Source organism: Staphylococcus sp. AS1337 (assembly GCF_051408735.1).
Taxonomy (GTDB): domain Bacteria; phylum Bacillota; class Bacilli; order Staphylococcales; family Staphylococcaceae; genus Staphylococcus; species Staphylococcus xylosus_B.
Genome location: NZ_JBOIHZ010000004.1, coordinates 125,049 through 150,472 on the forward strand (window position 1 = coordinate 125,049; position 25,424 = coordinate 150,472).

The 25,424-nt window shown below is 32.6% G+C and carries 25 protein-coding genes; 9 read left to right on the top strand and 16 right to left on the bottom strand.

The window, feature by feature from the left end:
• Window positions 1-121: 121 nt before the first annotated feature.
• The 8 genes from nagA to norA form a co-directional block, all read right to left on the bottom strand.
• Complete coding sequence (nagA, locus tag ACSUE0_RS07930) at window positions 122-1,282, bottom strand: N-acetylglucosamine-6-phosphate deacetylase (RefSeq protein WP_119613859.1); 1,161 nt, start codon at window positions 1,280-1,282, stop codon at window positions 122-124.
• Window positions 1,283-1,470: 188 nt separating this feature from the next.
• Window positions 1,471-3,420 carry a PTS fructose transporter subunit IIABC gene (locus ACSUE0_RS07935; RefSeq protein ID WP_119613858.1) on the bottom strand — a complete coding sequence of 650 codons (1,950 nt, stop codon included), beginning with the start codon at window positions 3,418-3,420 and terminating at the stop codon, window positions 1,471-1,473.
• A gap of 1 nt (window position 3,421) precedes the next feature.
• Window positions 3,422-4,345, bottom strand: a complete 924-nt coding sequence (pfkB, locus tag ACSUE0_RS07940; RefSeq protein ID WP_119613857.1) for a 1-phosphofructokinase — start codon at window positions 4,343-4,345, stop codon at window positions 3,422-3,424.
• Window positions 4,342-5,100, bottom strand: coding sequence for a DeoR/GlpR family DNA-binding transcription regulator (locus tag ACSUE0_RS07945; RefSeq protein WP_119613856.1), 759 nt, complete (start codon window positions 5,098-5,100; stop codon window positions 4,342-4,344). Before ACSUE0_RS07945 ends, pfkB begins: the two co-directional genes overlap by 4 nt.
• 629 nt (window positions 5,101-5,729) lie before the next feature.
• Window positions 5,730-6,215 carry a Cys-tRNA(Pro) deacylase gene (ybaK, locus tag ACSUE0_RS07950; RefSeq protein ID WP_436956896.1) on the bottom strand — a complete coding sequence of 162 codons (486 nt, stop codon included), beginning with the start codon at window positions 6,213-6,215 and terminating at the stop codon, window positions 5,730-5,732.
• Between the two features lie 106 nt (window positions 6,216-6,321).
• Entirely contained in the window at window positions 6,322-7,191 is an 870-nt protein-coding gene (gene galU / locus ACSUE0_RS07955) for a UTP--glucose-1-phosphate uridylyltransferase GalU (RefSeq protein WP_119613854.1), read from the bottom strand.
• A gap of 182 nt (window positions 7,192-7,373) precedes the next feature.
• A complete protein-coding gene (locus ACSUE0_RS07960) occupies window positions 7,374-8,108 on the bottom strand; it encodes a hypothetical protein (RefSeq protein ID WP_436956898.1) in 735 nt (244 codons plus the stop codon).
• A gap of 378 nt (window positions 8,109-8,486) precedes the next feature.
• Window positions 8,487-9,647 carry a multidrug efflux MFS transporter NorA gene (norA, locus tag ACSUE0_RS07965; protein ID WP_119613852.1) on the bottom strand — a complete coding sequence of 387 codons (1,161 nt, stop codon included), beginning with the start codon at window positions 9,645-9,647 and terminating at the stop codon, window positions 8,487-8,489.
• Between the two features lie 204 nt (window positions 9,648-9,851).
• Between norA and ACSUE0_RS07970 the strand changes: the two genes are divergently transcribed.
• The 3 genes from ACSUE0_RS07970 (at window position 9,852) to ACSUE0_RS07980 (ending at window position 11,542) form a co-directional block, all read left to right on the top strand.
• Window positions 9,852-10,271: a PPC domain-containing DNA-binding protein gene (locus ACSUE0_RS07970; RefSeq protein ID WP_107552021.1), complete on the top strand. Its 420-nt coding sequence runs from the start codon at window positions 9,852-9,854 to the stop codon at window positions 10,269-10,271.
• 381 nt (window positions 10,272-10,652) lie between these two features.
• Window positions 10,653-11,270: a DUF1361 domain-containing protein gene (locus tag ACSUE0_RS07975; RefSeq protein WP_119613851.1), complete on the top strand. Its 618-nt coding sequence runs from the start codon at window positions 10,653-10,655 to the stop codon at window positions 11,268-11,270.
• Window positions 11,267-11,542 (top strand): hypothetical protein, encoded by a 276-nt coding sequence (locus ACSUE0_RS07980; RefSeq protein WP_080619637.1) that lies wholly within the window; start codon window positions 11,267-11,269, stop codon window positions 11,540-11,542. Before ACSUE0_RS07975 ends, ACSUE0_RS07980 begins: the two co-directional genes overlap by 4 nt.
• 387 nt (window positions 11,543-11,929) lie before the next feature.
• Here the strand turns inward: ACSUE0_RS07980 and mdh are convergent, their stop codons facing one another.
• The 5 genes from mdh to ACSUE0_RS08005 all read right to left on the bottom strand — a co-directional run bounded on the left by mdh (window position 11,930) and on the right by ACSUE0_RS08005 (window position 15,805).
• On the bottom strand, window positions 11,930-12,865 hold the full coding sequence (mdh, locus tag ACSUE0_RS07985; protein WP_017722564.1) for a malate dehydrogenase: 936 nt from the start codon (window positions 12,863-12,865) through the stop codon (window positions 11,930-11,932).
• A gap of 100 nt (window positions 12,866-12,965) precedes the next feature.
• Entirely contained in the window at window positions 12,966-13,577 is a 612-nt protein-coding gene (locus tag ACSUE0_RS07990; protein WP_119614966.1) for a DedA family protein, read from the bottom strand.
• A 33-nt stretch (window positions 13,578-13,610) separates the two neighbouring features.
• The gene (locus tag ACSUE0_RS07995) at window positions 13,611-13,910 is read right to left on the bottom strand and encodes a hypothetical protein (RefSeq protein ID WP_119614967.1); all 300 of its coding nucleotides are present in this window, start codon (window positions 13,908-13,910) and stop codon (window positions 13,611-13,613) included.
• A gap of 25 nt (window positions 13,911-13,935) precedes the next feature.
• The gene (locus ACSUE0_RS08000) at window positions 13,936-14,844 is read right to left on the bottom strand and encodes an aldo/keto reductase (protein WP_119614968.1); all 909 of its coding nucleotides are present in this window, start codon (window positions 14,842-14,844) and stop codon (window positions 13,936-13,938) included.
• 34 nt (window positions 14,845-14,878) lie between these two features.
• Window positions 14,879-15,805, bottom strand: a complete 927-nt coding sequence (locus tag ACSUE0_RS08005) for a CobW family GTP-binding protein (protein ID WP_436956901.1) — start codon at window positions 15,803-15,805, stop codon at window positions 14,879-14,881.
• Window positions 15,806-16,032: 227 nt separating this feature from the next.
• Between ACSUE0_RS08005 and ACSUE0_RS08010 the strand changes: the two genes are divergently transcribed.
• The gene (locus ACSUE0_RS08010) at window positions 16,033-16,476 is read left to right on the top strand and encodes a MarR family winged helix-turn-helix transcriptional regulator (RefSeq protein WP_017722569.1); all 444 of its coding nucleotides are present in this window, start codon (window positions 16,033-16,035) and stop codon (window positions 16,474-16,476) included.
• A 289-nt stretch (window positions 16,477-16,765) separates the two neighbouring features.
• Here the strand turns inward: ACSUE0_RS08010 and cydC are convergent, their stop codons facing one another.
• Both cydC and ACSUE0_RS08020 read right to left on the bottom strand, forming a co-directional pair.
• Window positions 16,766-18,445: a thiol reductant ABC exporter subunit CydC gene (cydC, locus tag ACSUE0_RS08015; protein ID WP_119614971.1), complete on the bottom strand. Its 1,680-nt coding sequence runs from the start codon at window positions 18,443-18,445 to the stop codon at window positions 16,766-16,768.
• The gene (locus tag ACSUE0_RS08020) at window positions 18,429-20,072 is read right to left on the bottom strand and encodes an ABC transporter ATP-binding protein/permease (protein WP_436956903.1); all 1,644 of its coding nucleotides are present in this window, start codon (window positions 20,070-20,072) and stop codon (window positions 18,429-18,431) included. Before ACSUE0_RS08020 ends, cydC begins: the two co-directional genes overlap by 17 nt.
• 295 nt (window positions 20,073-20,367) lie before the next feature.
• Here ACSUE0_RS08020 and ACSUE0_RS08025 point away from each other — a divergent pair, with 295 nt between their 5' ends.
• The 4 genes from ACSUE0_RS08025 (at window position 20,368) to ACSUE0_RS08040 (ending at window position 23,185) form a co-directional block, all read left to right on the top strand.
• The gene (locus ACSUE0_RS08025; protein ID WP_119614375.1) at window positions 20,368-21,243 is read left to right on the top strand and encodes an undecaprenyl-diphosphate phosphatase; all 876 of its coding nucleotides are present in this window, start codon (window positions 20,368-20,370) and stop codon (window positions 21,241-21,243) included.
• A 201-nt stretch (window positions 21,244-21,444) separates the two neighbouring features.
• On the top strand, window positions 21,445-22,146 hold the full coding sequence (locus tag ACSUE0_RS08030; protein WP_436956905.1) for a hypothetical protein: 702 nt from the start codon (window positions 21,445-21,447) through the stop codon (window positions 22,144-22,146).
• 5 nt (window positions 22,147-22,151) lie between these two features.
• Window positions 22,152-22,616: a YaiI/YqxD family protein gene (locus ACSUE0_RS08035; RefSeq protein ID WP_119614377.1), complete on the top strand. Its 465-nt coding sequence runs from the start codon at window positions 22,152-22,154 to the stop codon at window positions 22,614-22,616.
• Between the two features lie 2 nt (window positions 22,617-22,618).
• Entirely contained in the window at window positions 22,619-23,185 is a 567-nt protein-coding gene (locus ACSUE0_RS08040; RefSeq protein WP_119614378.1) for a TIGR00730 family Rossman fold protein, read from the top strand.
• Window positions 23,186-23,244: 59 nt separating this feature from the next.
• On the opposite strand, the gene ACSUE0_RS08045 is transcribed toward ACSUE0_RS08040, so the two are convergent.
• Entirely contained in the window at window positions 23,245-23,859 is a 615-nt protein-coding gene (locus ACSUE0_RS08045) for a LysE/ArgO family amino acid transporter (protein ID WP_119614379.1), read from the bottom strand.
• A 118-nt stretch (window positions 23,860-23,977) separates the two neighbouring features.
• On the opposite strand from ACSUE0_RS08045, the gene ACSUE0_RS08050 reads away from it, so the two are divergent.
• The gene (locus tag ACSUE0_RS08050; RefSeq protein ID WP_119614380.1) at window positions 23,978-25,405 is read left to right on the top strand and encodes a PLP-dependent aminotransferase family protein; all 1,428 of its coding nucleotides are present in this window, start codon (window positions 23,978-23,980) and stop codon (window positions 25,403-25,405) included.
• Window positions 25,406-25,424 lie beyond the last annotated feature (19 nt).

Here is a 25,424-nt window from a genome sequence, read left to right on the forward strand (position 1 = left end):
CTTATCACAAAATGAACATTTCTTGTAATTTTTGCAATCAATAATTTCTTTAAGTCAATTCATTATTGAAACGTAAATCAGTGTTAAAGTCAATTTTAAAAAATATTTTTAACCTTATTAATTATGAGTTAAAGTTGTGAACTTTACCTGATTTAATAGTTGTTAAAACTTGAATATCATTATCAACAACTACAATATCTGCGTCTTTCCCTACGGCTATACTTCCTTTGTCACCTTCAATCTTCAATGCAATTGCTTGGTTTAAACTTGTAACACGCCACAAGTCATCTAATGACGCTCCTGTAAATTCAATTAGGTTCTTTAAGCCTTCATTCATTTTCAGGATACTGCCTGCAAGAGCACCAGATGCCAGTCTCGCTTCTGAACCTTTAACTACAACATTCTGTCCACCTAGATCATATTCACCGTCTGGCATACCTTTTGCTCTCATAGCATCAGTAATCAAAAAGAAACGTTTATTCCCTTTTTGTTTATAGGCAACCTTTACAGATGCGGGATGTGAATGAATGCCATCAACAATTGATTCCGTACTAAGCCCATCGTTAACCCAAGCAGCACCAGATAAACCTGGGTTTCTATGTTCGAATGCTGTACCAGCATTATAAAGATGTGTCACATGCTTCGCGCCATGCGCTACCGCTTCATTAACTTCATCAAATGTTGCCACTGTATGACCAATAGAAAAATTAATTTGATCATGTAATGTTGATAAGGTTTCATCTGCACCTTCTACTTCTGGTGCAAAAGTCATTACTTTTATTTGATTGTTAGCAATTTCTTGAAATTGTTGTACCTTTTCAACTGAAGGACGTTGAACGTAGGCTGGATTTTGAGCACCTACTTTATACTCAGATATAAATGGTCCTTCTAAATGTATTCCTACAATACTAGCTGAATTTAGTGAATCTTGTTGTTCTTGATAGTTCACAATATTCTTTAAAGCTTTGATAATATTTTCATCAGACTGCGTCATTGTTGTAGCCAAGAAACTCGTTGTACCTTCCGATAATAATGATTCTGACAAATGTTTTAAACCTTCAAATGAAGCGTCCATAGCGTCTTCGCCATAGCCACCATGCATATGTATATCAATAAAACCGGGTAACACATGTTGCCCTTTTACATCTATGGTTGTTAAGCCTCCTTGATATTCACCTTCGGCAATTTGCACAATTTTGCCATCTTCAATCAAAATGTGGCCTTGTTCTATCGTTTCGTTTTCAGTATAAATGCGTCCATTTGCAATAACATATTTATTCATTTTTCTACCTTCTTTACGCTAATTTAATCTATTTTATTTAACTGACACTTTATTAATATTTTACCAAATTCAATCACTTAATTATATTCAAAACTTTTTACTTCTAGTCATATAATATAAAAAGCCAGAAAATGAACTCAATTAGATGAGCTTTTCTGGCTTTTCTTAATTGCTATATAGCATATATTTTAATCATTCATAGCTTCAGAAGTATGAATTTCGTCTTGTGTTAACTTAGGCTTTAATAAACCGTAAATAATTGCTGCAACTAATGAGCCGATAATAATTGCAATTAATGATTGAAGTACATGACCAAAGTCTGTACCTAATATAACAATAATACCACCATGTGGTGCTTGAATTGCAGAACCAAGTCCTAACGCAATAGCTCCAGCCACACCAGATCCAACCATCATTGAAGGTATAACTCGAATTGGGTCAGCAGCTGCAAATGGAATAGCACCTTCTGTTATAAATGATAAGCCCATGATGTAGTTCGGTAGTACAGAACCTTTTTGTTCTTTTGTGAATTTCTTACGGAATATTAGCATTGCTGTTGCAATAGCAATTGGAGGAACCATACCACCAATCATTGCTGCCGTAATCGGAGCAGCATTGCCACTTGTTAACGCTGCTACAGAGAATACATAAGCAGCCTTATTAAACGGACCACCCATGTCAATGGCCATCATTGCACCAACAACTAAACCAAGTAACATTATATTTGTACCTGATAAACTTTCTAATCCGTTCAATAGTGTATTATTCAGCCATGATGCTGGTGGATTAATGACATAAATCATTAATAATCCTGTGATCGTAACTGAAAGTACTGGGAAAATAAGAGTTGGTTTTAAACCTTCTAATGATTGAGGCATACCTGCGCATAATTTTTTAATACCTAATGTTAAGTAACCTGCTAAGAAACCTGCAAGAATACCACCAATAAATCCTGAATCACCTGTGCTTGCTAGGACACCACCGACAAGACCTGCTGCAAATCCTGGTTTATCTGCAATACTACGGGCAATGTAACCAGCAAGTATCGGAATAATTAACATGAATGCACTCTTATTACCTATATTCCATAATTGTTCAGCAAAAGCATTATATTCTGAACTTTTTGGATCAAAAGAGTTAGCACCAAATAAGAACGCAATTGCCATCAAAATACCACCAGCAATAACAAGTGGTAACATATTAGATACACCGTTCATTAAATGTTTGTATATTGTTTTACCGACACCTTGTTTTTCATTGCTTGTTGATTGACCACTCGCCTTATTGCCACTACGTGCTACAAATGGTTTACGAGATGTATCTTGTGCCAAGTTAATTAATTCTTCTGGTCGTTTTATACCATCTGCAACCGGTACTTCAACGACATTTTTACCATCAAAACGATCTGTCTCAACATGTACATCAGCGGCTACAATAATACCTGATGCACGTTGAATATCTTCGTCTGTAAGATGATTTTTTATGCCGCCGGATCCATTTGTTTCAACTTTAATTTTAACGTTCATTTTCTCAGCTTGTTTTTTCAAAGCGTCACGTGCCATATAAGTATGAGCAATACCTGTTGGACATGCTGTTACTGCTAAAACGTATGGTTCATTTGAATTTTCATTATCTGTGGCAACACCTTGAGTCGCTTCTTCAGTTGCTTCTTCTTCAGTTGCTTCATCATCTGCCTGATCTATAATTTGTAATACTTCTTCAGGTGAATTGGCATGAAGTAATGATTCACGAACTTTTTCATCCATCAGAATACCAGACAATTTAGCTAATGCATCTAAGTGTGTTTGTGCTCCGCCTTCAGGTGCAGCAATCATAAAGAATAAATGTGCTGGTTGCATATCTAAACTCTGATAATCTACACCTGCTTTTGATTTCCCAAAAGCAATTGCTGGTGTTGTAACTGCTGAAACCTTAGCATGAGGTATAGCTATGCCTTCACCAATACCTGTTGTACTTTGAGATTCACGATTATGGATTGCTTTTTTAAAAGATGTCACATCATTTAGTTTTCCAGCTTTATCTAATTGATTAACTAGTTCGTCAATGACACCATTCTTTTCTGTTGAAGAAAGATCCATTGCAATTGTATCTTTTGTTAATAATTCGGTAATTCTCATATTATTCACTCCCGTCTAGTGTCGTAATCACAACTTGTGTTTTAATGTCTTCAATTGCAGTTTTCGTAGCTAAATCATCATTAAATGCTGTAGCAGTACCTGCTGACACAGCTTGTTTAAATGCTTCTTCAATCGTCAGACCTGCTTCTAAACCTGCAACCATGCCTGCTACTGTACTATCTCCAGAGCCAACAGTATTTACAACATGACCATTTGGTACACTTGCTTTATAACTGTATTGCTCATCGACATATACGGCTCCTTCTCCTCCCAATGAGATAATTACAGATTTAGCACCTTTTGCTAAAATTTCACGTGCAAATTGAATTACTTTTTGATCAGAATCAATTGTAGTATTAAACATCACTTCTAATTCATCTTTATTAGGTTTAATAAATAATGGATTATATTTTAATACAGATTCAACTAAATCTTTTTCAGCATCTACTACTAATTGTGCGCCTGTTGCTTTTGTAATCTTACCTATTTGTTCATATGCATCATTAGGAACACTTTTAGGAATACTACCAGCAACAATCACTGTGTCTTTCTTGGTTGTATCTTTGATTTGCGATAATAATGTTTCAAACTGCACATTCGAAATTTGTGGACCAGGCGCATTAATTTCAGTTTCTTCACCCGTTTTTAATTTAACGTTAATTCTAGTATCCTCATCTACTTGAACAAAATCAGTACCAATATTTGCTTTTGTTAAAGTATCTGCAATAAATTGTCCTGGAAAGCCTCCTGCGAAACCAAGTGCAGTAGATTGTACTCCTAACGTTTTTAATACTCTGGAAACATTAATACCTTTGCCACCTGCAAATTTATATGTTTCTGCGGCACGATTTAACCCATTAAGTTCAAAGTCACTCGCAAACATAATGTAGTCAATAGAAGGATTAAATGTAACTGTATAAATCATAATGTTCCTCCAATAAAATTATATTTTTCAGCAAATAATCTAAAATATTGATTTGTCATTGCCTTCTTAGAAGTAATAAGTGATACATTAGCTTCTAACGGGACATGAGCAAAATAAACTTTTTCATATTTAGCATGGTCGATTAATACATAAACTTGTGTTCCTAATTCCATGGCATGATGTTTGATGATTGCTTCTTGTTCATCAGGTGTTGTTAAACCATATTTTAAATCAATACCATTCATTCCTAAAAATACTTTGTCAAAGCGATAACGCTTTAATGTTTCTAAGGCACTCGCACCAACTGTAGCAAATGTAGTGGATTTAACTTCCCCACCAATTATCAAAGTTCTAATCCCATATTTAAGGAGCTCTTCAACATGCGTTAGACCATTAGTCACTACGATTATGTCACTTGCTTTAATAAAAGGAATCATTTCGAGTGTAGTAGATCCTGCGTCCAAAAACACACAGTCACATTCTTCAATTTGGCTCGCAGCGATTCTGCCAATTTCTTGTTTTTCTTTTAAATTAGTACCTCGTTTATCTGCCAGATTAGGCTCTAACACTGATGATTGATTGAGTGTCGCGCCCCCATGCAATCTTTTTAATTTCCCCAAATTTTGTAGCTTTGATAAGTCACGGCGAATTGTCGAGGCACTACAGCCAGTGCGATCTATTAATTCTTGTAATGTTAAAAAATCTTTTTTTGACAATTCAGTCAAAATTAACTCGTGGCGCTTTTCCGTTATCATACCTTCACCTCAGCTCATTGTCATTATAATGTTTCCGCTTTCTTTTTTCAATCATTTTTTGTCAAAAACAGTCAAAAACAGTCAATTACTGGTTAGAAATTTCATCTTTCCGTCATATTTTATTCTTAATATATGCACCTGTTTTAATTTCGTATATATTAAATTTTAAACAAGAGAGGCTTGGGCCTCCCTCTCAAACAAAACTATAAAAATAGGATTGGGGCATAAATCCCAGAAAAAAGAAGCACTCAAATGATTTAATTCAATTCATCTGAGTGCTTCTTTTTTTATTCAATACTTCGTATTGTTGGTTCGCTTTCTTAGGGGACAGCTTCAGCCTGTAATCCAGCTTGTCCTGTTCCCTCAAGAGCCTCATCAAAACACGTCGCATTCATATGTTATTTTACATTAAAATACTTTTAAAAAAATAAGGCCCTTACGTATAATTTAATCAATACGATTAAACTAAATTAACGAAGCTCCTTATAAATAAAGGTTATAAATTGACTTAGCATACACTATTAATGAAACCTTTAACATTAGTACATTTATAGTAGCAACAACTAATTTTTGGATAGTAAACTTTAACATGTATATTAAGTCTATTCAGTCACAATGTTATGTTCCTGTTACTTTGTCTCTTGGATGATATGCATTACTTGTGCTTGCGTTACTGCGATTAAATCTTTTACACGTATATTAATTTGAACACCTCGGTCTCCACCACTTATATATATCGAATCTAATGCTTGAGCATTTTGGTCAATCACTGTTGGAAACTGACGCTTCATTCCTATTGGAGAACAACCGCCTCTAATATAACCAGTAACTTTTTTCAAATGATCAAGCGGCATTAAGTTCAACTTTTTTTCTGTCACTGATTGGGCTGCTGTTTTCATATCTAATGTTTTATTTACTGGTATAATAAATACGAAGTGCTCATGCGCTGCATTTTCTAAAACAAGTGTTTTATATACATGGTCTGGATCAACACCTACTTTTTGTGCTACATGTCCCCCATCCATATGTTGTGTACTAATATCATATGTATTCACGCTATAAGCAATAGCTTGACTGTCTAATATTCGCATCGCGTTTGTTTTCTTTTGTTTCATTTCATCACCCCATAGTATATCAACCATTTCAGTCGATACATATAACAGCTCAAATGATAGAATTCTATCCTTATCTATTATGTTTGAATGATTTTAATGCAAGAATTCAATCTATTTTCAAACTTTTAATAAAATCAACTAATTCATCACGCATCGATTCATCTTTCAAAGCATACTCAATCGTAGTTTTCACAAATCCTAATTTTTCACCAACATCATAACGTTCACCTTCGAAATCATAAGCATAGACTTGATCGTCAGTGTTTAAACGTTCAATTGCATCTGTAAGTTGGATTTCACCACCTGCGCCTTTACCTTGCGTTGCTAAGTAATCAAAGATATCTGCAGTCAATACATAACGTCCCATGATGGCTAAATTAGAAGGTGCTGTGCCTTGTTTTGGCTTTTCAACAAATTTTACCACCTCGTATTTTCTACCTGACTTTTCCATTGGATCGATAATGCCATATCTATGCGTTAAGTTTTCTTCAACTTCTTGGACACCAATCACTGATTTCCCAGTTTCTTCGTATGCATTCATCAATTGTTTAATTGCTGGCGTGTCAGATTCGACTATATCATCACCCAACAATACTGCAAAAGGTTCAGTGCCTATAAATTGACGTGCGGAATAAATTGCATGTCCTAATCCTTTTTGCTCTTTTTGTCTAACATAAAATATATTAGCAAGCTCTGTAGAGTATTTTACTTTTTCAAGTAACTCTTGCTTATCTTTTTCTTCTAAAATCATTTCCAATTCTTTTTGATTATCAAAATGATCTTCGATAGCTCTTTTATGTTTACCTGTTACGATAATGATATCTTCAATACCCGCACGAGCCGCTTCTTCAACTATATATTGAATTGTCGGTTTATCTAAGATTGGCAACATTTCTTTCGGCATAGCTTTCGTAGCCGGCAAAAACCTCGTACCCAAACCAGCAGCTGGTATGATTGCTTTCTTTATTTTTCTCAAAACGCTCATCCTTTTCTTAAACAAAATTTACGTACTGATTGAATATAATCTACGCTTCATTATTCATTTTAACCGTTAATATTATCATAACATTGAAACGTTTCACTTAATACTTTTTTCATTTATAAAAAAGAGCCACATAAACGTCATGGGTTAACGTTTGTGTAGCTATATTTTAATGATTAATCAAGTGCTGGTTGGCGAATTACATCTCCCGTTTTATTCACAACAACTTTATAGTCTCTTTCCTTCTTATATTCATGGAAAGTATAAAACATACCATCTTTCGATTCTTTTACATTTTTTAATACTGCATTTTGACCTAGTTCATCAATAGCGTATTTTTGCGCTATAACCTCAGATTCTTGAGGAGAGATATTAGGTTTATCATTTTGCGGTTTGATTTGATAAGACTTATCAAAAACACTTGCTTTATTATCTTCATCTACAGTTACTCTATAATACGTATTTGGTTTACTTTTATTTTCAAATGTAAAGATGTAATAATGAGCCCCTTGGCATGTTGTATCAATACCATAATCATTATAGGCATTTGAATCGTTATTATCTTTATTCACTACTGTTTGTGCTTTTTTTAATGCATTGGAAAATGGAGGTAAATTTGCTTTTCCAACTTCGTCATCTTTTAAATCATGTGTTGTCAATTTGGCAATCGGTTTATAGTTTTCAGCGTTATATGGTTCATTATTTATTTCTTCTTTTGTTGCTGCTTTTATTGGATTCTCACTTTTTTCTTTAGTTATATCCTTAGCTTCTGCAATTTCATCCACAATAGAAAAACTAGAAATGGTTTCATGAACTTTGGCTAGGGCTTGTTGATTTGTAGCTATAAAAAGAAGAAACGCTAAACAGCAAGCGAGAAGGAAAGCCATGATAGTTAAAATTAAATTTTTCAAGTTTATCCCCTTACTTACAATTATTACATTTCCTATCATGTTATCATAGATTATTGACGAAAAACTTATATAGAACACAATTTAAAAGAATCGTAACCTTTGTTACATGTTTATTACGTAAAGCCTACTTTATTTAATACAAGTGTCATATTCAGTACTTTATTCAACACAAATAATATAAATATCACCGTTGACACAATTAAATTCCCATGTAAAAAAGCGGAGCAATGAAATCTAATTACTGTAATCAGATTTCATTGCTCCGCTTCTATAATAAAGACAAAAATTATTTCAAAAAATATCACTAGTGCCTATAACATATATAGGATTCAGACATGTCAACCACACTATAATCTATTCGCTCTTTCTTATGTTGAATTATGTTTTTCTAAAACGTGATCTCAACTGGCTCTCTATAAAGATGACCAGCATACCTAAAACCATGACGAATATCGACATGTATAATGGAAATTCAAAATTAATATCATATAATGTACCTGCAACTAATGGACCGATAAAATTCCCCATACTAGTAAACGTAGAATTTAATCCACCTGCGAAACCTTGTCTATTACCTGCTATATTCGAGAAATAATTTGTAATAGCTGGGCGAATCATATCAAAGCCAATAAAAACAATAAAACTAATTAACATAATTGACCAATAGCCGTGAACAAAAGTTAATGCTAATAGAATAATTGCTGAATATAGCAATGAATAAGTAATAAACGTTAATTCTTTAAAATAGTTCATAAACTTATCAAAGAAGAATACTTGGAATACTGCACCCAAAATACCGCCACCTGTGATAGCAAACGAGATATCAATAGGAGAATATTGTGCTTTGTCTGCAGTATAAAGTGGGAACAGTGTTTCAAATGAAGACAACCCGAAAGCTAGTACTAAGGTTAAAATGATTGGCGTAAGAAAGACTTTCCAATCAATTTTTGTTAGCAACTCAGGTTGATATTTGGTAAATCCATCTTGCGTTTCATGTTTCGGATTTTTAATAAGTATAATTGAAAGTATCAAGGCTAAACAGCCACTAAAACCCGCTACATAGAATGGTAATCTATGTGAAACTTCTGCTAATAAACCACCAAGCCCTGGCCCTAAAATAAATCCAGAATTAATTATTGCTGACATATATCCAAAGTTTTTAGCTTTATCTCTACCTGATGAGATATCTGCAATCATGCCTGTGACACCTGGCATAACCATACCTGCACTAAACCCACCAAGTATTCTAGAAACAATCAGAAGTGAGAACGTATGACTTGCAGCGAATAAGAATTCTGAAATCGCAAATAGGCCTAAGCCAATACAGATGATTAACTTTTTACCTAATTTATCTGCGAGTGTACCGCCAAATGGTGAGATAATCATTTGAGCTAAAGCAAATACAGCTACCAGTATGCCTAAATCGCTACCTTTTAAACCTAAATCTTTTAAATAAACAGGGAGCACAGGAACGACTAAACCAATACCTAAAAAGACAAGAAAAATATTAAAATATAAGATAATAAACTGCTTCTTCACGTTGCTCGCTCCTTTATTTTTATAAATTGTTTGAAGCGGCTTTCAATTCTCTAATATACGAGAACAAGCCTAATATTAGAACATTTTATAACAGTTTCATGAGAAATGGCAATAAAAAATTTATTTTCTAATCACTATCATATAATATCGTAATTATAACTTGTATAATAAAGATGTATCTAATTTTCAGGATGGAGGTTTTCTATGATTTATCAAGTAGATGGTAAGACGATTGTTTTAGTATTAGAACAAGGTGAAGACATTGTATCTGCAGTAACAGATATTGCAACAGAACAAGGTGGACAATTTGGCACAGTTAGTGGCATCGGTGCATGTGCTAGCGCAGAACTTAACTTCTATAATTTAGAAACCAAAACTTATGAAAAGAAAACCATTGATGAACCTTTAGAGCTCATCAGTTTAATGGGTAATATCTCTCATATTGACGAAAAGCCATTTGCGCATTTACATGCCACATTCGGAACCAACCAATATGACACATTGAGCGGACATTTAACTAAAGCCGTCGTTTCTGCTACAGCAGAAATTGTAATCACAATGACAAATTTAGATATAAACCGCAAATACAATGAAACAATTGGGTTAAACCTGTTAGATTTATAATTTGTTAGTTAAAGTAAAAAGCGTGACTTTAGATTAAACTTTGTTCAAAAAGCAAAATGAGTAGTAAGCAGAGATGTTTCAATATAATAGAATTATCTCTGCTTTTATACTTGTATTTATCCTCCTATAAATCACATGTTTTAATACCCTACTACAGAGTTATGTCCGTGTGTTTAACATGTATAACTTAAGTTAATAATTGAAATTTATATTTAAAAAATGTATCATGTAGTCTCATATTTCAAAAACATGGGTTAATATTTATCTTCGTCTATTAGCACAAAAGAAGTTTTATATTGCATTTACTAATGCACAATTAAATTACAATTCATTAGTAATCTATTATATTAGCGCTTAATTAAAAAGAAAGTAGGTGTATTTATGCAAGCGCGTTATATCGCTAGAATCATTTTCCTTATATTGATATTAGTTTCAATATTTTTCAATAATTATTTCCAATTTATGACGCTTAATCTATTTCTAGCGTATGTGCCGTTTGAACTATGCTTACTGTTAAATTTATTTAAACCAAAATACAAATATGAGTGGCCACTATTCATTATTTTCACACTTATTTTTGTCTTGATGGTGCCAAATACTTTGTATATGATTACTGACTTAATACATTTAAATCAGTTTAATTTCAATTTCTATCAAGGTTTAGTAATTAGTGAATGGGCGTATTTTGCATTCCTTGTATCTGGCGTATTACTAGCTATTTACCTATTAATTCTAATGTTTTTAGAAATGGAACAATTCACGCAACATCTCTGGCTCAATAGATTAATTATTGTAGTTATGATGTTCTTAAATGGTCTCGGTATATTTATTGGACGCTTCTTACGTTTACATTCAGTTTATCTTATTCATGAACCGCTTCGTATTTTTAATGAAGTATCTTCGAGTTTAAATACTGATACGTTACGTTTTATTTTATTACTTATTGCATTACAAGTGATTATATTCCTATTTGCGAAAGGAGTGCGTAGCGTAAAATGACTTTGAATATTTTAGTTCTCATTATTGTTTTAATTTTATGTCAATTAATCATCGGACATTTATTACATGATGTAGGTTTTTCATATCTTCACAGCATTATATTGATGTTGTTCCCATTAGGTATTGGTTTATTTTATCTACAACTATTTTATTATGAACGTCGTTTTCCAAATTGGAGCGTCCCCATCAACATAAAATTAAGATTGAAATATATGTATATATTAACGTTTTTTGAATACGTAACTTTATATATTTGTGTCTTTAGATTTTAATAGATTTATGAAGCATTTATTATTATGTTTATAAACAAACGGTCTCATCCCTATAAATATATGTAATAATTTATATACTTTCCTAAACACTACTAAGCTGTCGACAAGCCTTTAAACTTTTGTCGACAGCTTTTTATGTGCACAAACATTGGTTCATCCATTATGATAATGTGATCAAAAATCGATTTATTTTCCTAAATAAAGCAAATACATTCTATCAGATTTCCATACTTTTATTAGCTGAGCAAACCTATATTTAACGAATCTTTATTACTACCTCATCATTATCAAAGATAAGGGCTAAGACATGTTACTATGCCCCAACCCTTAACTAAAGCGTTATATATATAAATCACTATTTTATATGAATGCATTATGCCATATATTTTAAAGCTTTAATGCTTGTTTAACTTCTTGAACCGACTCTGCAGAAACTTTTAATTGCTCATATTCATCATTAGATAAATTTAAATCTACAATACTTTCAATACCATTTGAACTTAAAATTGTTGGAACCCCTAAGCATATATCTGTAAATTGATATTCCCCTTCTAGTAGTGCAATACTAGGCAGTAATCTATGTTGGTCTTTCAATATAGCTTCAATCATACTGTATACTGCTGAAGCTGGAGCATAATAAGCTGAACCATTTCCGAGTAATTCTACGATTTCTGCACCGCCCTTACGTGTGCGTTCAACAATTGTCTCAATTTGTTGTGCATCAAGTAGTTTATGAAGTGGTACACCATTAACATTAGTCGAATCTACTAACGGAACCATCGTATCGCCATGACCACCTAATACTAAACCTTTGATATCTTTAATAGAAACTTTTAAGGCTTCAGCAATAAACGTTAGATATCTTGATGTATCTAATACACCGGATTGTCCTATTACTCGCTCTTTCGGAAATCCAGAAGCTTTCAATACTGAATACGTCATAGCATCTACAGGGTTCGTAAGTACGATAATCTTACAATCAGGTGAATATTTCACGATTTCTTTTGTAACATCATGCATAACCGCCTCATTAACCTGTACTAAATCGTCACGACTCATCCCAGGTTTACGTGGTACACCTGCTGTAATCACTACAACATCTGAATTTTTTGTATCAGTATAGTCAACGGACCCTTTTACATTTACATCAAAGCCATAGACTGGACTACTTTCTAAAATATCTAGTGCTTTACCTTTAACTTGACCTTCATTTGTTGGACGGTCAATCAGTACAACGTCAGCCAACTCTTGTTGAGCAACAATAAAAGCCAATGTTGCACCCGTATTGCCGCCACCTATAATAGAAACTTTTTGTTTTGTCATAAAAGCAACTCCCTCATACAATCTCTTGATCACGTTACTTAAATTATATCATCTCTAACCACCGATAATGATTTCATTTCGTTAAGTTAAATTATCAAATTTACTTATGCGTTTTTTGCCTTTTAATCCATTTCCAAATTATAAAAATGACTAAAACAATTAAAACGAAATAAATAATTTTAGAATAGATATCCATGTAGTAAACAATTGCATGCCAATTTCCGCCCACTGCTTGTCCTAAATAAATCAGCACGATATTCCAAATTAAGGTACCAAGCGTAGTAAACAAAATAAACAATGGTATATTCATTCGAGTTAAACCAGCTGGGATGGAAATTAAACTTCTTAACAGTGGCACAAAACGACAAAAGAAAATTGTCCAATATCCATACTTTTCAAACCAATTAATCGTTCTATCTATATCTTTGATTTTCACACGTAAAAACTTCCCATAACGATTTACAAAGCGATATAAGTTCCGCTCGCCAATCCAGGCACCAATACCATAGAGAACAATAGCCCCAATAACAGAACCAAGCGTTGAAGTGATTGTCACGCCAATAAAGCCTAAATCAGACTTAGTTGTCATAAAACCACCAAATGTTAAAATAATTTCAGATGGTATTGGAGGAAATATATTTTCCAAAAAGATTAATAATCCTATACCTAAATAGCCATGTTGCTCCATAAAATGCGTTATCCACTGTTCCATTTATTTCCTCCTAAAGGTCGTTAAAACAAAGCATTAAAATAGATTATTTGTTAACGCATATAAATACATTGATAAGCCAAATAGAACCATACTTAAAATTGTTAGTATCAATGCTAAAACAATTACACGTTTATAATGTTTAATAAATGCTATGAATAAAATAGCACCATTATAAAAGAAAAATAGTCCAAAAAGTGTCATCATTATATTAATATCAGGATACACAATATTTAATATTGCAATGACTAAGGCAAAACCTAAAAACGGAAAATTAATAAAATTACGTTGAAACTTATGTTGATTTAATTGATGCTGTTCGTTCTCTGTATTCATTATCTTTACTCCTTCAAACTTTAAACTACGGGATGTCATGACCTAAAGAAGCCGTATAAATATCAAACCATTCTTGATCTGTAAGTGACACCTTCAAGCCATTAATCGCTTCATCAATACGTTCAATTTTGTGTGTGCCTAGCACTGGCATTAGTGATGCAGGATGTTTATTTAACCATGCCATAACGATACCATTCAAGGTTACATTATATTTTTGTGCTAAAGGAGAAACAACTGCCATGATTCTAGCAGATTTTTCGTCTTCTAAATCGAATAATTTACCACCTGCCATAGGGCTCCACGACATAATTTTAACATCATCTTTATACATATGATTAATGATACCATTTTCAATAGCGTCTAAAGTATATGGCGACACTTCCAGTTGATTTAAAGTGATATGCAATTTATCACAAACTAAACATTTGCTTAGTAAATCGTATTCAGATTTATTGAAGTTCGAAACACCAAATGACTTAACTTTTCCTTGTTTAACCAATGCTTTTATTGCTTCAGTCACTTCGTTAGGGTCCATTAAAGGTGATGGTCTATGAATGAGCAGAGAATCTAGTTGTTCAACTTGTAAATTTTGTAGCGAACGATCAACAGATTGAATAATATGCTCTTTACTATGATCATAGCGATGGCCATTTGTTTCATGAAGTGGACTTGATGGCAATACGATACCACATTTAGTTACAATTTCAATTTGATCGCGAAGTTGTGGTGATAGTTTTAGCGCTTCACCAAAGATACTTTCACAACTGTATGAGCCATAAATATCAGCATGGTCCATAGTTGTAATACCTCTTTCAACCAATTCATTCAAATATCTATTTAATTGTTGAGGTGTCCAGTTCCAGTCTTTCGCTCTCCAAAACCCTTGTATTACATTCGAAAAAGAAACGTATTGATTAATTTTCACTTTATTCATATATCTTCAACACCCTTTTTATTATATTCAATAATCAAGTGAACTGTAGCATATCCAATTTATTGCGCAGTTGGTTTTCATCTATTTGTTCACCAATAATTACAATTGTTAACGGCATCGTTGTGTCGATGACTTCATAATCTGGCAAACCAAATGCATATTGAAATTCATATATATCATTTGGCGTATCGTGAAACTTGACGTATCCCTTTAATCTTAGAACATTATCAGGTAGCCGTAAAATAAACTGATAGAATAATTGACGATCAATTGGCCCAGTAAATTGATACTGTAAGCTCTTAATTCCATGATGATGCATTGGTTGACCTAAATGTGACATACTATCATCTGTTGTTAAAATTAAATTATCCATATCTAAATCAGCATATGATGTATAAAATTTCGGTGCTTGTGGGTTAATTTTTTCAATTTCTTTTATCTTATCGTACTCAATACTTTCCAACAAATCCATTTTATTGATTACAATTGCATGACTTACTTTTAATTGTTCTTCCATTAATTGTATTGTATTATCAGTATATTGGGCTCTATTCAAAAATCTCGGTGCGTCTGCTAAGCCTATAACTACTGGTGTGGCAAGGTATTCAACGATTTCAGGATCTTGACAAGCTGCAATAATTTCAATTGGGTGTGCGATACCCGTAGCCTCAATTATAATATGGTGCATTGCACTTTTGTTAATAAAATGTTTTAATTGTTTTATTAAATCCCGTTGCAAGTCACAACATATGCAACCATTTAATATCGATGCAACCTCTATATCATGGCTTAATGCATTGCTATCTACATCTAAATTGCCGTATTCATTTACGATGATACTTGGGTTTTCATTTTTATTTAGTAAATATTTTACATAATTACTGAGAAAAGTTGTTTTCCCACTACCTAAAAAACCTGTTACTACGGTAATAGCGATTTTAGGCTGTTTAATATTTTTCAAAAATCTCACTCATTTCATAAATTTAAATGTTTGTGTAAAAGATAATTTTTTCGTATAATTAATCTTTCACTTGATAAAATATTAGATATCTTCTAAACTTTATACACGCTATATTTTAGCATGGCACAGTGCAAAAGTGTATTTGAGGAAGTGTCACACACAACGTTAGACGGATTCAGGTCCGATGCAAAGTAAAGAAAACGGATAGAATGTCTGGAGGAGAACTTATGTCTGAACCACTTAATTTAAAGGAACAACTTTGTTTCAGTTTGTATAACGCTCAAAGACAAGTAAATCGCTACTACTCTAATAATGTCTTTAAGAAATACAAACTAACATACCCACAATTTTTAGTACTTACTATTCTTTGGGGTGAATCACCTGTCAATGTCAAAAAAGTCGTTACAGAATTGGCGCTTGATACTGGTACTGTATCTCCATTACTTAAGAGAATGGAACAAGTTGATTTAATCAAACGTGAACGTTCTGAAGTTGATCAACGTGAAGTATTTATCCATTTGACTGATAAGAGCGAAGCAATTCGTCCAGAATTAGATACTGCATGTCAAGATGTTGCAGTTGCATCTTCTCTTGATGAAGATGAATCTAAAGAATTAAATAGATTACTTGCAAAAGTAATCGATGCCTTTACTGAAGAAAAAGCAAAATAAGCTTTTCTACCTATATTAAAGGTTAAAGATATATCAAAATGATTCCTTAAATATACTTGATTTAAAGAGAGAGCTCAAACACTTTTGTGTTTGAGCTCTTTTTTGACTATTTTAAAACTTCAAACTGTGAACTGTAAATCTTAAAAATACATGGTCGTAATTCCCATAATTTTCGACTTAGAATCCCTTAAATTCTTCCCCTGCGTAAAATTGAAAGTAAGAGCTTATTTTAGTATTTTTAAGCTAAGTTAAAATCACATAATTTTAGCATTTATAATTATTCATAACATTATGAAGCATTAATCTTAATCATTTGTTGTAGATAGCCATTTTCTTTAGTAGCTAAAGTTTCATAACTACCTTCTTCTAGAATAGCACCTTCTTGCATAACAATAATTTTATCAAAATTTGGTAACAACCTTAAATCATGCGTAGCTACGACTAAAGTTTCAGCTTGCTTATGGACTAAATCCATAACTACATTTGTATGATGAACATCTAAAGCAGTTGTTGGTTCATCAAGTATCCAAAGTGAAGAAGGTTTTAATAATAGTCTTGCTAAAGCTAATCTTTGTATTTCTCCTCCAGATAATGTCTGACCAGAAAGTGTAATCACTCTATCTAAATTAATGTGAGCTAATCCAAGTCGGTCTAGTACCTCTCTAAGCGCATTGTCATCTTGTTCTGAAAATAAATTCTCTCTTACAGTACCGTCAAACAATTGTTGAGATTGTAGGAGTGCATTGATATAACTATATTTATCTTCATTTACTATTTTAGAAATATGTTGTTGATGTAAAAGTACTTCCCCTTTATCGCTTTGATATAGACCTAGCATAAGTTGTAATAAAGAGCTTTTACCTGAACCAGACGGTCCTACTATCGCTACGTGTTCTCCTTGATTTATGACTAAGCGAATCTGGGATAATACAGGTGTTGACTGGTTCCAATATTTGAAATCAACGTCTCGTAATTGCATTAAAGGCAATGCATCAAACGTTCCCATTTGCATAGATTCATTACCTTGTGTCGTTGGATGTGCAATAACCTCATTAATATCAGTTAATGCTTGGTCCGTATCAGCTTTATAATAAGCCACGTTACTCATTGGAATCGCTTGTTCAAATAATGTTAACATCATTAAAACAATACTCGTCAAATACACAACGTCTAATTGTTGGTTTTGTACTTGAACAACACCTAAGTATAAAGTGAAAAATAATGCAATCATCGCTACAACATTCAAGCTATATTCATAAAGTGATAGAAAACGTTGCTCTTTAGCTTGTACGCTTTCATACGCATCTAATTGCTCTATAACTTGCTTTTTATAATATTCCGTTTGATTAAACCGTGTTAATTCATCGTACCCTTCTTTATAGTCATAAAATCGACTTAAAAATTCACCTTGGACTTCATTTACTTGTCTTTTTAATATACGAGCTCTTTTAGCACTTAACCAAGGGATAACAATTAACGTAGCAATCATACTCAAACAAATAATCACTGCATGTATATATGAAAAATAAAATATCGTAACCATTGTGACGATTGCTGTTAAACCGATGACTACAGGCGGATAGTAAACTCTTAAATATATGTTTTGCAAAGACTCTACTCTACCAATCATACGTGCAATCAGGTCACTAGAATTGAATTTCCGATAAACATCAGGCACAACTGGAAGTAATTTTTTGAAGAATTGAACTCTCACATCGCGTAACATTGTAAATGTTGTTCTATGAGAAAGTAATCTCTCAATATATCTTGCTACCGCTCTAAGAAATCCAAACATTTTCACTGAAACAATCAATACCATCAGCGCAAACAGCGGAGCCCCTAAGGCACTTTGAGTAATCATATAACCGCTTAAAAAGAACATACCTAATGCGACTAAACTACCGACTACACCAACTAAAATAGATAATATTAAATCCTTATCTATACTAAATTTAATCCGTGGTTTCATGTTCATCACCGCCTTGTCGAGGGTCGTTTAATATACGCGTATCGCCTGACTTTAAAACTCCTTGTTCAATCAAAATACGTCTGTCTGCATTTTTAATCGTATGTGCTCTATGCGCAATAGTAATCATTGTGATATTAGAAAACTGCCTTTCAATAACATTTTGTATTACATTTTCAGTTTTCACGTCTAAGCCTGTTGCTGGCTCATCAAAGATTAATAGGTCTGGGCGCCCCAATAATATTCTTGATAGCTCTATACGTCTCATTTGACCGCCTGAGAGCATCTCTCCACCTTCACCTATTCTTGTGTCTAAACCATGTTTTAGCGATAACACTTTTTCTTTTAATTCAACATCCGCTAAAACTTGTAATATTTGTGCTTCCTCAACTTGATGAAACATCGTTATATTATCTCGTATAGATGAATTGAAAATATAAGGAGCTTGACTAAGAAACCCTATATTTAAATTTTTCTGCTTGTAAGTAATCGTGCCATCACTAGCTTCCAAATTTTGTGCTATCAGTTGCGCTAATGTTGATTTTCCAGCGCCACTTTTTCCAATTAAAGCGATATGCTCACCACTTTTTATACTTAAGTTAATATCTTTTAATGCATACATAGAGGCGTCTTTATATTTAAAATCTACTTGGTCTAATCGAATCAAAGCACTCTGATTTAAATTAATTTGTATTTGAGGTTGAGGATCTTTATTCTCTTTGTCTAGCACTTCGAACAACACATCACTAGAACCTTCACTTTGTTTCCCGGTATGGAAAGATTGACCAAGGTCTTTAATTGAATTGTAAAATTCTGGTGCCAATATAATCGCAATTGCCGCTGTCTTAAAGTCTAAATTATGAAATAAAATCAAACCTAAACCAGCCTCTAACGCAACTAAACCAATACCGAGCATACTAATAAATTCGAGCATTAAGCCAGATAAAAAAGCACTTCTTAAAATACGCATCGTTAAATCCCTAAACGTAGTACTTTCCTCATAAAGTTCTTTTTCTGTATGTTCAGTTCTATTAAAAAGTTTTAACGTTATTAGACCTTTTATTTTATTTAAAAATTGTTGGCTAAACTGATTTAAATAAGTCATTTTATCTTTAGATTCATCACGGGTTTTCAAACCAAAAATGATATAAAAAAGTGGAATAAAAGGTGCTGTGACTATCATAATCAATGCCGTATTTAAATGAACAAAACACATAGCAATGATTATTAATAACGGTATCATCATTGATTTAAATACTTGCGGAAAATAACTATTAAAAAAAGGAACAATGCCATCAACACTTTCAGTTAAAGTGTTCATTTGCACACCAATTGGATCTTTGGATTGCTTTATAATAAGTTGCTTTCTTAAATCACGCTTAACTTTCGCTGCCATTTGATTGCCTATCATTTGATTTATAGTATTAAATGTGGCACGTGCTATTAAAACTACTAATGTAAACATTAATATATTTAATAACTCATGATTAGCGCTTAATAACATTGCGTTTAATATTTCTGCAATAGAAATATTTTGTATTACAACTGTAATTGCTAAAAGTGTACTAACTACAAACATAAAGATAGGATATATTTTATATTGCATTGCTAAACTTGTTAATCTTTTCACAAATATCACCTACCTCACATTATAGACTGCGTGTATAAAAATTAAATTAATTCGCTCATTGTTTTATATACTTTTTCTTGATGTTTTCATATTTTAGACACAATTAATTTTTATAATTTTAATTGAAATTTTACTATAACTTTACACATGTCCTTTAAAATGACTATTATCTATTAATTATATACATCTTTAGTCTAAAATCACATTTTTAAGTGGCAGAATACATTTTTATTGTGCTATCATTAAAAAATGAAAATGCACAAAATTTTATAAGTACTATGAAAGTAGGTAAATTATGTTAATACTTGAATTGATTAAAGGTATCATTCTAGGTATCGTTGAGGGTTTAACAGAATTCGCGCCCGTTTCATCAACTGGTCATATGATACTCATAGATGATATGTGGTTGAAATCGAGTGAATTTTTAGGATCTGAATCGGCATTTACATTTAAAATTGTCATCCAACTAGGTTCAGTATTCGCAGGCGCTTGGGTATTTCGTGAGCGTTATTTCGAAATGTTACATATAGGTAAATACAGAGCAGAACCTATTGATGGTATTGGCCAAAAGCCAAAACGTTTAAACTTATTACATATCATTGTAGGTATGATTCCTGCAGGTGTTTTAGGTTTGCTCTTTGATGATGTTATCGAAAAATATCTATTCAGTGTACCAACAGTAATGATTGGGTTGTTTATTGGCGCAATTTATATGATTATTGCTGATATCTACAGTAAAAGAGTTACAAATCCACAAACTGTAGACCAAATCAATTATTTCCAAGCTTTTATTATTGGACTATCTCAAGCCATAGCAATGTGGCCAGGTTTTAGTAGATCTGGTTCAACAATCTCTACTGGTGTATTAATGAAAATGAATCATAAGGCTGCCTCAGATTTTACGTTTATTATGGCAGTCCCTGTCATGCTTGCAGCGAGTGGTTTATCATTAGTGAAAAATTTGGAATATATTCAATTAAATCATATTGGTTTCTATATTCTTGGCTTTATCGCCGCGTTTATTGTTGGGTTAATTGCAATCAAAACTTTCTTATACTTAATTAGTAAAATTAAATTAATACCATTTGCAATTTATAGAATTATATTGGTCATTATCATCGCCATTCTATACTTCGGCTTTGGTATTGGACAAGGTATCACAGGAGAATAATTTAAATACTTGAACATTAAAGCTGATAAACATCTCACTATTTCTTAGATGGTTATCAGCTTTTTATTCTTTTCTTACAGATTGCATAAACATTAGCCTATTTCTCCCTAATAAATCCTATACTCAGGCTATATTTACCGTTTATTTTCATGTATGATAGGGTAATATGAAGATAGTATAAATTAAATGGAGGCAACGCATATGGACAAAAAGCAATTAATTAAAACAATAATCACAGTGGCTCCTGTGTTTTTAGTACCATTAATCGTTGAACGTAAACGAATTAAAGATCACCCAGACGTTAAAAAAGCGAGCGATGCAACCGTGAGCGCTTCTAAAACAGTTGCAGATAAATCTTTACAATTCAAAGATACTGTCGTAGAAAAATCATCTCATGCGAAAGAATATGTAGTAGATAAAAAACACGACATGGATCAAAAACGAGAACTTAAACGTATCGCTAAAGAACACGATCCAGCATATATTGAGAAAAAAGGCGAAAAATTAGAAAAAGAAAATCGTAAAGAAGCTCAAAAAATGGATAAGATTCTTCAAAAAAATATCGACAAACGTCATAAAGAAGAAGATAAAGCGCGTCAAGATAATGAAAAACAGCGTATTAAAGATATGAAAAAATCTAACAAACATATGGAAAAAGTTGGATTAACACCTGGCAAACTTGACGATGAAACTGAGAAAAAAGGCGAAAAATTAGAGAAAGCAAACCGTAAAGATATTCAAAAACTAGATAAAATCCTACAAAAAAACATCGACAAACGCCACAAAGAAGAAGATAAAGTACGAGCAAAAGATAAAAAAGCTCGCTTATCTGAATTCAAAAAATATAAAGACTACGTTGCTAAAAGCGTTGTAAAACAAAACAACGAAAATAAAGGCGAATAACACTAATGACACAGGTCATTATAGATGGAGATGCTTGTCCTGTAATCAATTCAGTTATTGAATTGACTAAAAGGACAGGCATTTTTGTTACAATCGTTCGTAGTTTCAGTCATTTTTCTACTATAGAACAACCAGAACATGTAAAAACCATTTATGTCGATGATGGACCAGATGCTGTTGATTATAGGATTGTTAAACTAGCAGGAAATGATGATTTAGTAATTACGCAAGATTATGGTCTTGCAAGTTTATTACTTAATAAAACAAAGATTGTCATGCATCATAAAGGCTATGTATATAACCACCAAAATATTGACACTTTACTTGAGCAAAGGCATACGAGTGCACAATTTAGAAAAAGTGGTGGACGTACAAAAGGCCCTTCTGCATTTACAGAACAAGATTTGCTTAAATTTGAATCTGCATTTTCATCTATATTACAAGATCAATACTTGAACAAGGAGGATTAAATATGAAAAGAATTGCTGTTTACTGTGGCGCTAGTAAAGGAAATGATCCTTCCTATATGTCGGAAGCTTATCAGCTAGGTAAAACTATGGCCGAAAAAGGTTATGAATTAATCTTTGGAGCTGGTTCTGTAGGCATTATGGGAGCAATCCAAGATGGTGTACTAGATCATGGTGGTAACGCTATTGGCGTTATGCCTAATATGTTAAATGAAAAAGAAATAACTAGTAAGAAATTAACGGAACTTATTTTAGTTGACTCTATGCATGAAAGAAAAAACAAAATGGCCGAATTAGCAGACGCATTTGTCATGGCCCCTGGCGGTGCTGGTTCTTTAGAAGAATTCTTTGAAATGTATAGTTGGTCACAAATCGGTATTCATCAAAAACCGATTGCTATATTTAATATCAACGGCTTCTTCGATCCATTACAATCTCTATTATCTCATATGATTGAAGAAGGCTTTATCGATGCTAAATACGATACTTTAGCACCATTATGTGATACAACTGAAGCACTATTTGAAACAATCAATAATTATAAACCTTTAGGCGTTAGAACTTACGACTAACTATCAAGGGCAAGGAAGTAAATTATTTTAAATTCGCTTCCTTGCCCTTTGTTTATAATTCAAATAATTGCTATTAACTGTTTTAGTATCATCAATGCAACGATAATGATAATAATTGCTGAACATTTATTTAATACTGTAATATATTTTCCTGTTTTATCTACATGTCCTATAATCTTCCCCGCTATCGCTAAAAAGAAAAACCAAATCCATGACACCAATACTGTGGCAATGCTAAACACTACTTTTTCCACTCCTTCATATATAGCAGCACTTGTACCTATTACACCTATCGTATCCATAATTGCATGTGGATTTAGTAATGACACTGATAATGCGAAACCTATTTGCTTTTTAGCAGTCATAGGTTTATAAGTTTGAAGTTGATATTGATGCGATGTCCATAAAGACCATGCCATATAAATTAAAAAGACAATACCTATACAATATATAGTTATCTGCAAAATAGGTAAAGACAACAAAATTAATGACACCCCTAAAATAGCTAGCAATATTAATAATGTATCACATAAACCAGCGGTGATTATTACCGGTAGTGATTTGTAAATGCTTTTATGATTAGCTCCTTGATTAAATACAAAAACATTTTGAGCTCCTAAAGGCAATATAAGTCCTAATGCCAAAAGTAATCCATGAACTGCTGGTTGCAACATACAAAACTACTCTCCTTTAATTATTACGTCTATATCAACTATGCTATACTATATGCACAGAAATTGGACCAACCAGATGCAAATTAAAATACCAACCAGATTATATAGGAGCTATTTTATGTTCAAACCAAAATACAAAAAAATTATTGATAATATCATTTCACAAATTGATACCGGAGAATTAGAACCAGGCATGCAATTACCTTCTCAAAGAGATATGGCTAGAAAATATCAAGTGAATCGTTCTACCGTTATACAAGCAATCGATATCCTTAAAAGCCAGGGGATAATAAAAGGTAGAGAGAAACAACGCTTATATGTATCTGGAAATACTTGGCATACTTATATTAGAAACAATATCAATTGGCAAAACTATATTAGCAATAGTACAACTAAAAATAATCAATACTTTGTCCAACAAATAAATAAACTAGAATTCCATTCCAATATGATACGTTTAAGTACTGGTGAACTTGCTCCCAATCTTATACCTAATGAACAGTTCAAAGAAATTTTGAGTAAGTGTAATACTAATGTATTAAACACTAATTACGAACCACCTCAAGGCAACATCAAGCTTAGAGAAGCAGTTGTACAATATATGCAAAAATTAGGCATCACATGTACCGTTGACCACATTTGTATAACCTCTGGTGCATTACAAGGTTTAAAACTAATTGCAGATGGCTTACTTATCCCACAATCCAAGATTATTGTTGAATCTCCTTCATACATTAATTCAATACGTACTTGGCATAATATTAGAGCTGATATACAGAAAATAAGCATTTCTGATATTAAAAGTAATATTAACAATATATTTAAAGCACAAGCACAATATGCAAACAGCATTTTTTATTGTATACCGACATTACACAACCCAACACAACATTGTTATTCAATAGAAGAAAAGCAAAAAATTATGATGCAATGTGAACAACACGGTATGCCTATCGTAGAAGATGATGTTTATGGTGACTTATATTTTAATGGTGAACGTCCTAAACCTTTAAAATCATTTGATACAAATGACAATATTTTATACCTGAACAGCTTATCTAAAACTGTAAGTCCTGGTTTGCGTGTCGGTTGGATCGTTGCCAAACCTTCCGTTGTGGCACATTTAGCTGATTTAAAAATGCAAAATGACTATGGCGCAAGTTCTATATCACAATATATCGCAACAGAATGGTTAACACAGACACAATATCACGACCAACACCTCAAAGGACTAAAAGATAAACTTTTAATTAAAAGAAATTTATTTTTAGAATCTCTGAATAAATATTTTAGTAATTTAGGTTCATGGTCAACGCCAGAAGGTTCATTTTACATTTGGTTCCAATTTAAGTACTCCATCGATATGAAAAAACTTTTCGATGCAGCTATTGCAGAAAATATACTAATTAATCCCGGTGAAGTCTATGATAAACATGCGCGTCATTGTATCCGTTTCTCGTACGCTTATATCGATGCCGGTGATATCGATGTAGCATTAAAACAATTAAGCGGAATTATCCAAACACGTTTTATCACATCGTCATAAATAGGGAGCGAGACAGAAA

Coding starts and splice junctions, on each gene's coding strand:
- nagA (WP_119613859.1), bottom strand. CDS start 1,282: ATGAATAAATATGTTATTGCAAATGGACGCATTTATACTGAAAACGAA.
- ACSUE0_RS07935 (WP_119613858.1), bottom strand. CDS start 3,420: ATGAGAATTACCGAATTATTAACAAAAGATACAATTGCAATGGATCTT.
- pfkB (WP_119613857.1), bottom strand. CDS start 4,345: ATGATTTATACAGTTACATTTAATCCTTCTATTGACTACATTATGTTT.
- ACSUE0_RS07945 (WP_119613856.1), bottom strand. CDS start 5,100: ATGATAACGGAAAAGCGCCACGAGTTAATTTTGACTGAATTGTCAAAA.
- ybaK (WP_436956896.1), bottom strand. CDS start 6,215: ATGAAACAAAAGAAAACAAACGCGATGCGAATATTAGACAGTCAAGCT.
- ACSUE0_RS07970 (WP_107552021.1), top strand. CDS start 9,852: ATGATTTATCAAGTAGATGGTAAGACGATTGTTTTAGTATTAGAACAA.
- ACSUE0_RS07975 (WP_119613851.1), top strand. CDS start 10,653: ATGCAAGCGCGTTATATCGCTAGAATCATTTTCCTTATATTGATATTA.
- ACSUE0_RS07980 (WP_080619637.1), top strand. CDS start 11,267: ATGACTTTGAATATTTTAGTTCTCATTATTGTTTTAATTTTATGTCAA.
- mdh (WP_017722564.1), bottom strand. CDS start 12,865: ATGACAAAACAAAAAGTTTCTATTATAGGTGGCGGCAATACGGGTGCA.
- ACSUE0_RS07990 (WP_119614966.1), bottom strand. CDS start 13,577: ATGGAACAGTGGATAACGCATTTTATGGAGCAACATGGCTATTTAGGT.
- ACSUE0_RS07995 (WP_119614967.1), bottom strand. CDS start 13,910: ATGAATACAGAGAACGAACAGCATCAATTAAATCAACATAAGTTTCAA.
- ACSUE0_RS08000 (WP_119614968.1), bottom strand. CDS start 14,844: ATGAATAAAGTGAAAATTAATCAATACGTTTCTTTTTCGAATGTAATA.
- ACSUE0_RS08010 (WP_017722569.1), top strand. CDS start 16,033: ATGTCTGAACCACTTAATTTAAAGGAACAACTTTGTTTCAGTTTGTAT.
- cydC (WP_119614971.1), bottom strand. CDS start 18,445: ATGAAACCACGGATTAAATTTAGTATAGATAAGGATTTAATATTATCT.
- ACSUE0_RS08025 (WP_119614375.1), top strand. CDS start 20,368: ATGTTAATACTTGAATTGATTAAAGGTATCATTCTAGGTATCGTTGAG.
- ACSUE0_RS08030 (WP_436956905.1), top strand. CDS start 21,445: ATGGACAAAAAGCAATTAATTAAAACAATAATCACAGTGGCTCCTGTG.
- ACSUE0_RS08035 (WP_119614377.1), top strand. CDS start 22,152: ATGACACAGGTCATTATAGATGGAGATGCTTGTCCTGTAATCAATTCA.
- ACSUE0_RS08040 (WP_119614378.1), top strand. CDS start 22,619: ATGAAAAGAATTGCTGTTTACTGTGGCGCTAGTAAAGGAAATGATCCT.
- ACSUE0_RS08045 (WP_119614379.1), bottom strand. CDS start 23,859: ATGTTGCAACCAGCAGTTCATGGATTACTTTTGGCATTAGGACTTATA.
- ACSUE0_RS08050 (WP_119614380.1), top strand. CDS start 23,978: ATGTTCAAACCAAAATACAAAAAAATTATTGATAATATCATTTCACAA.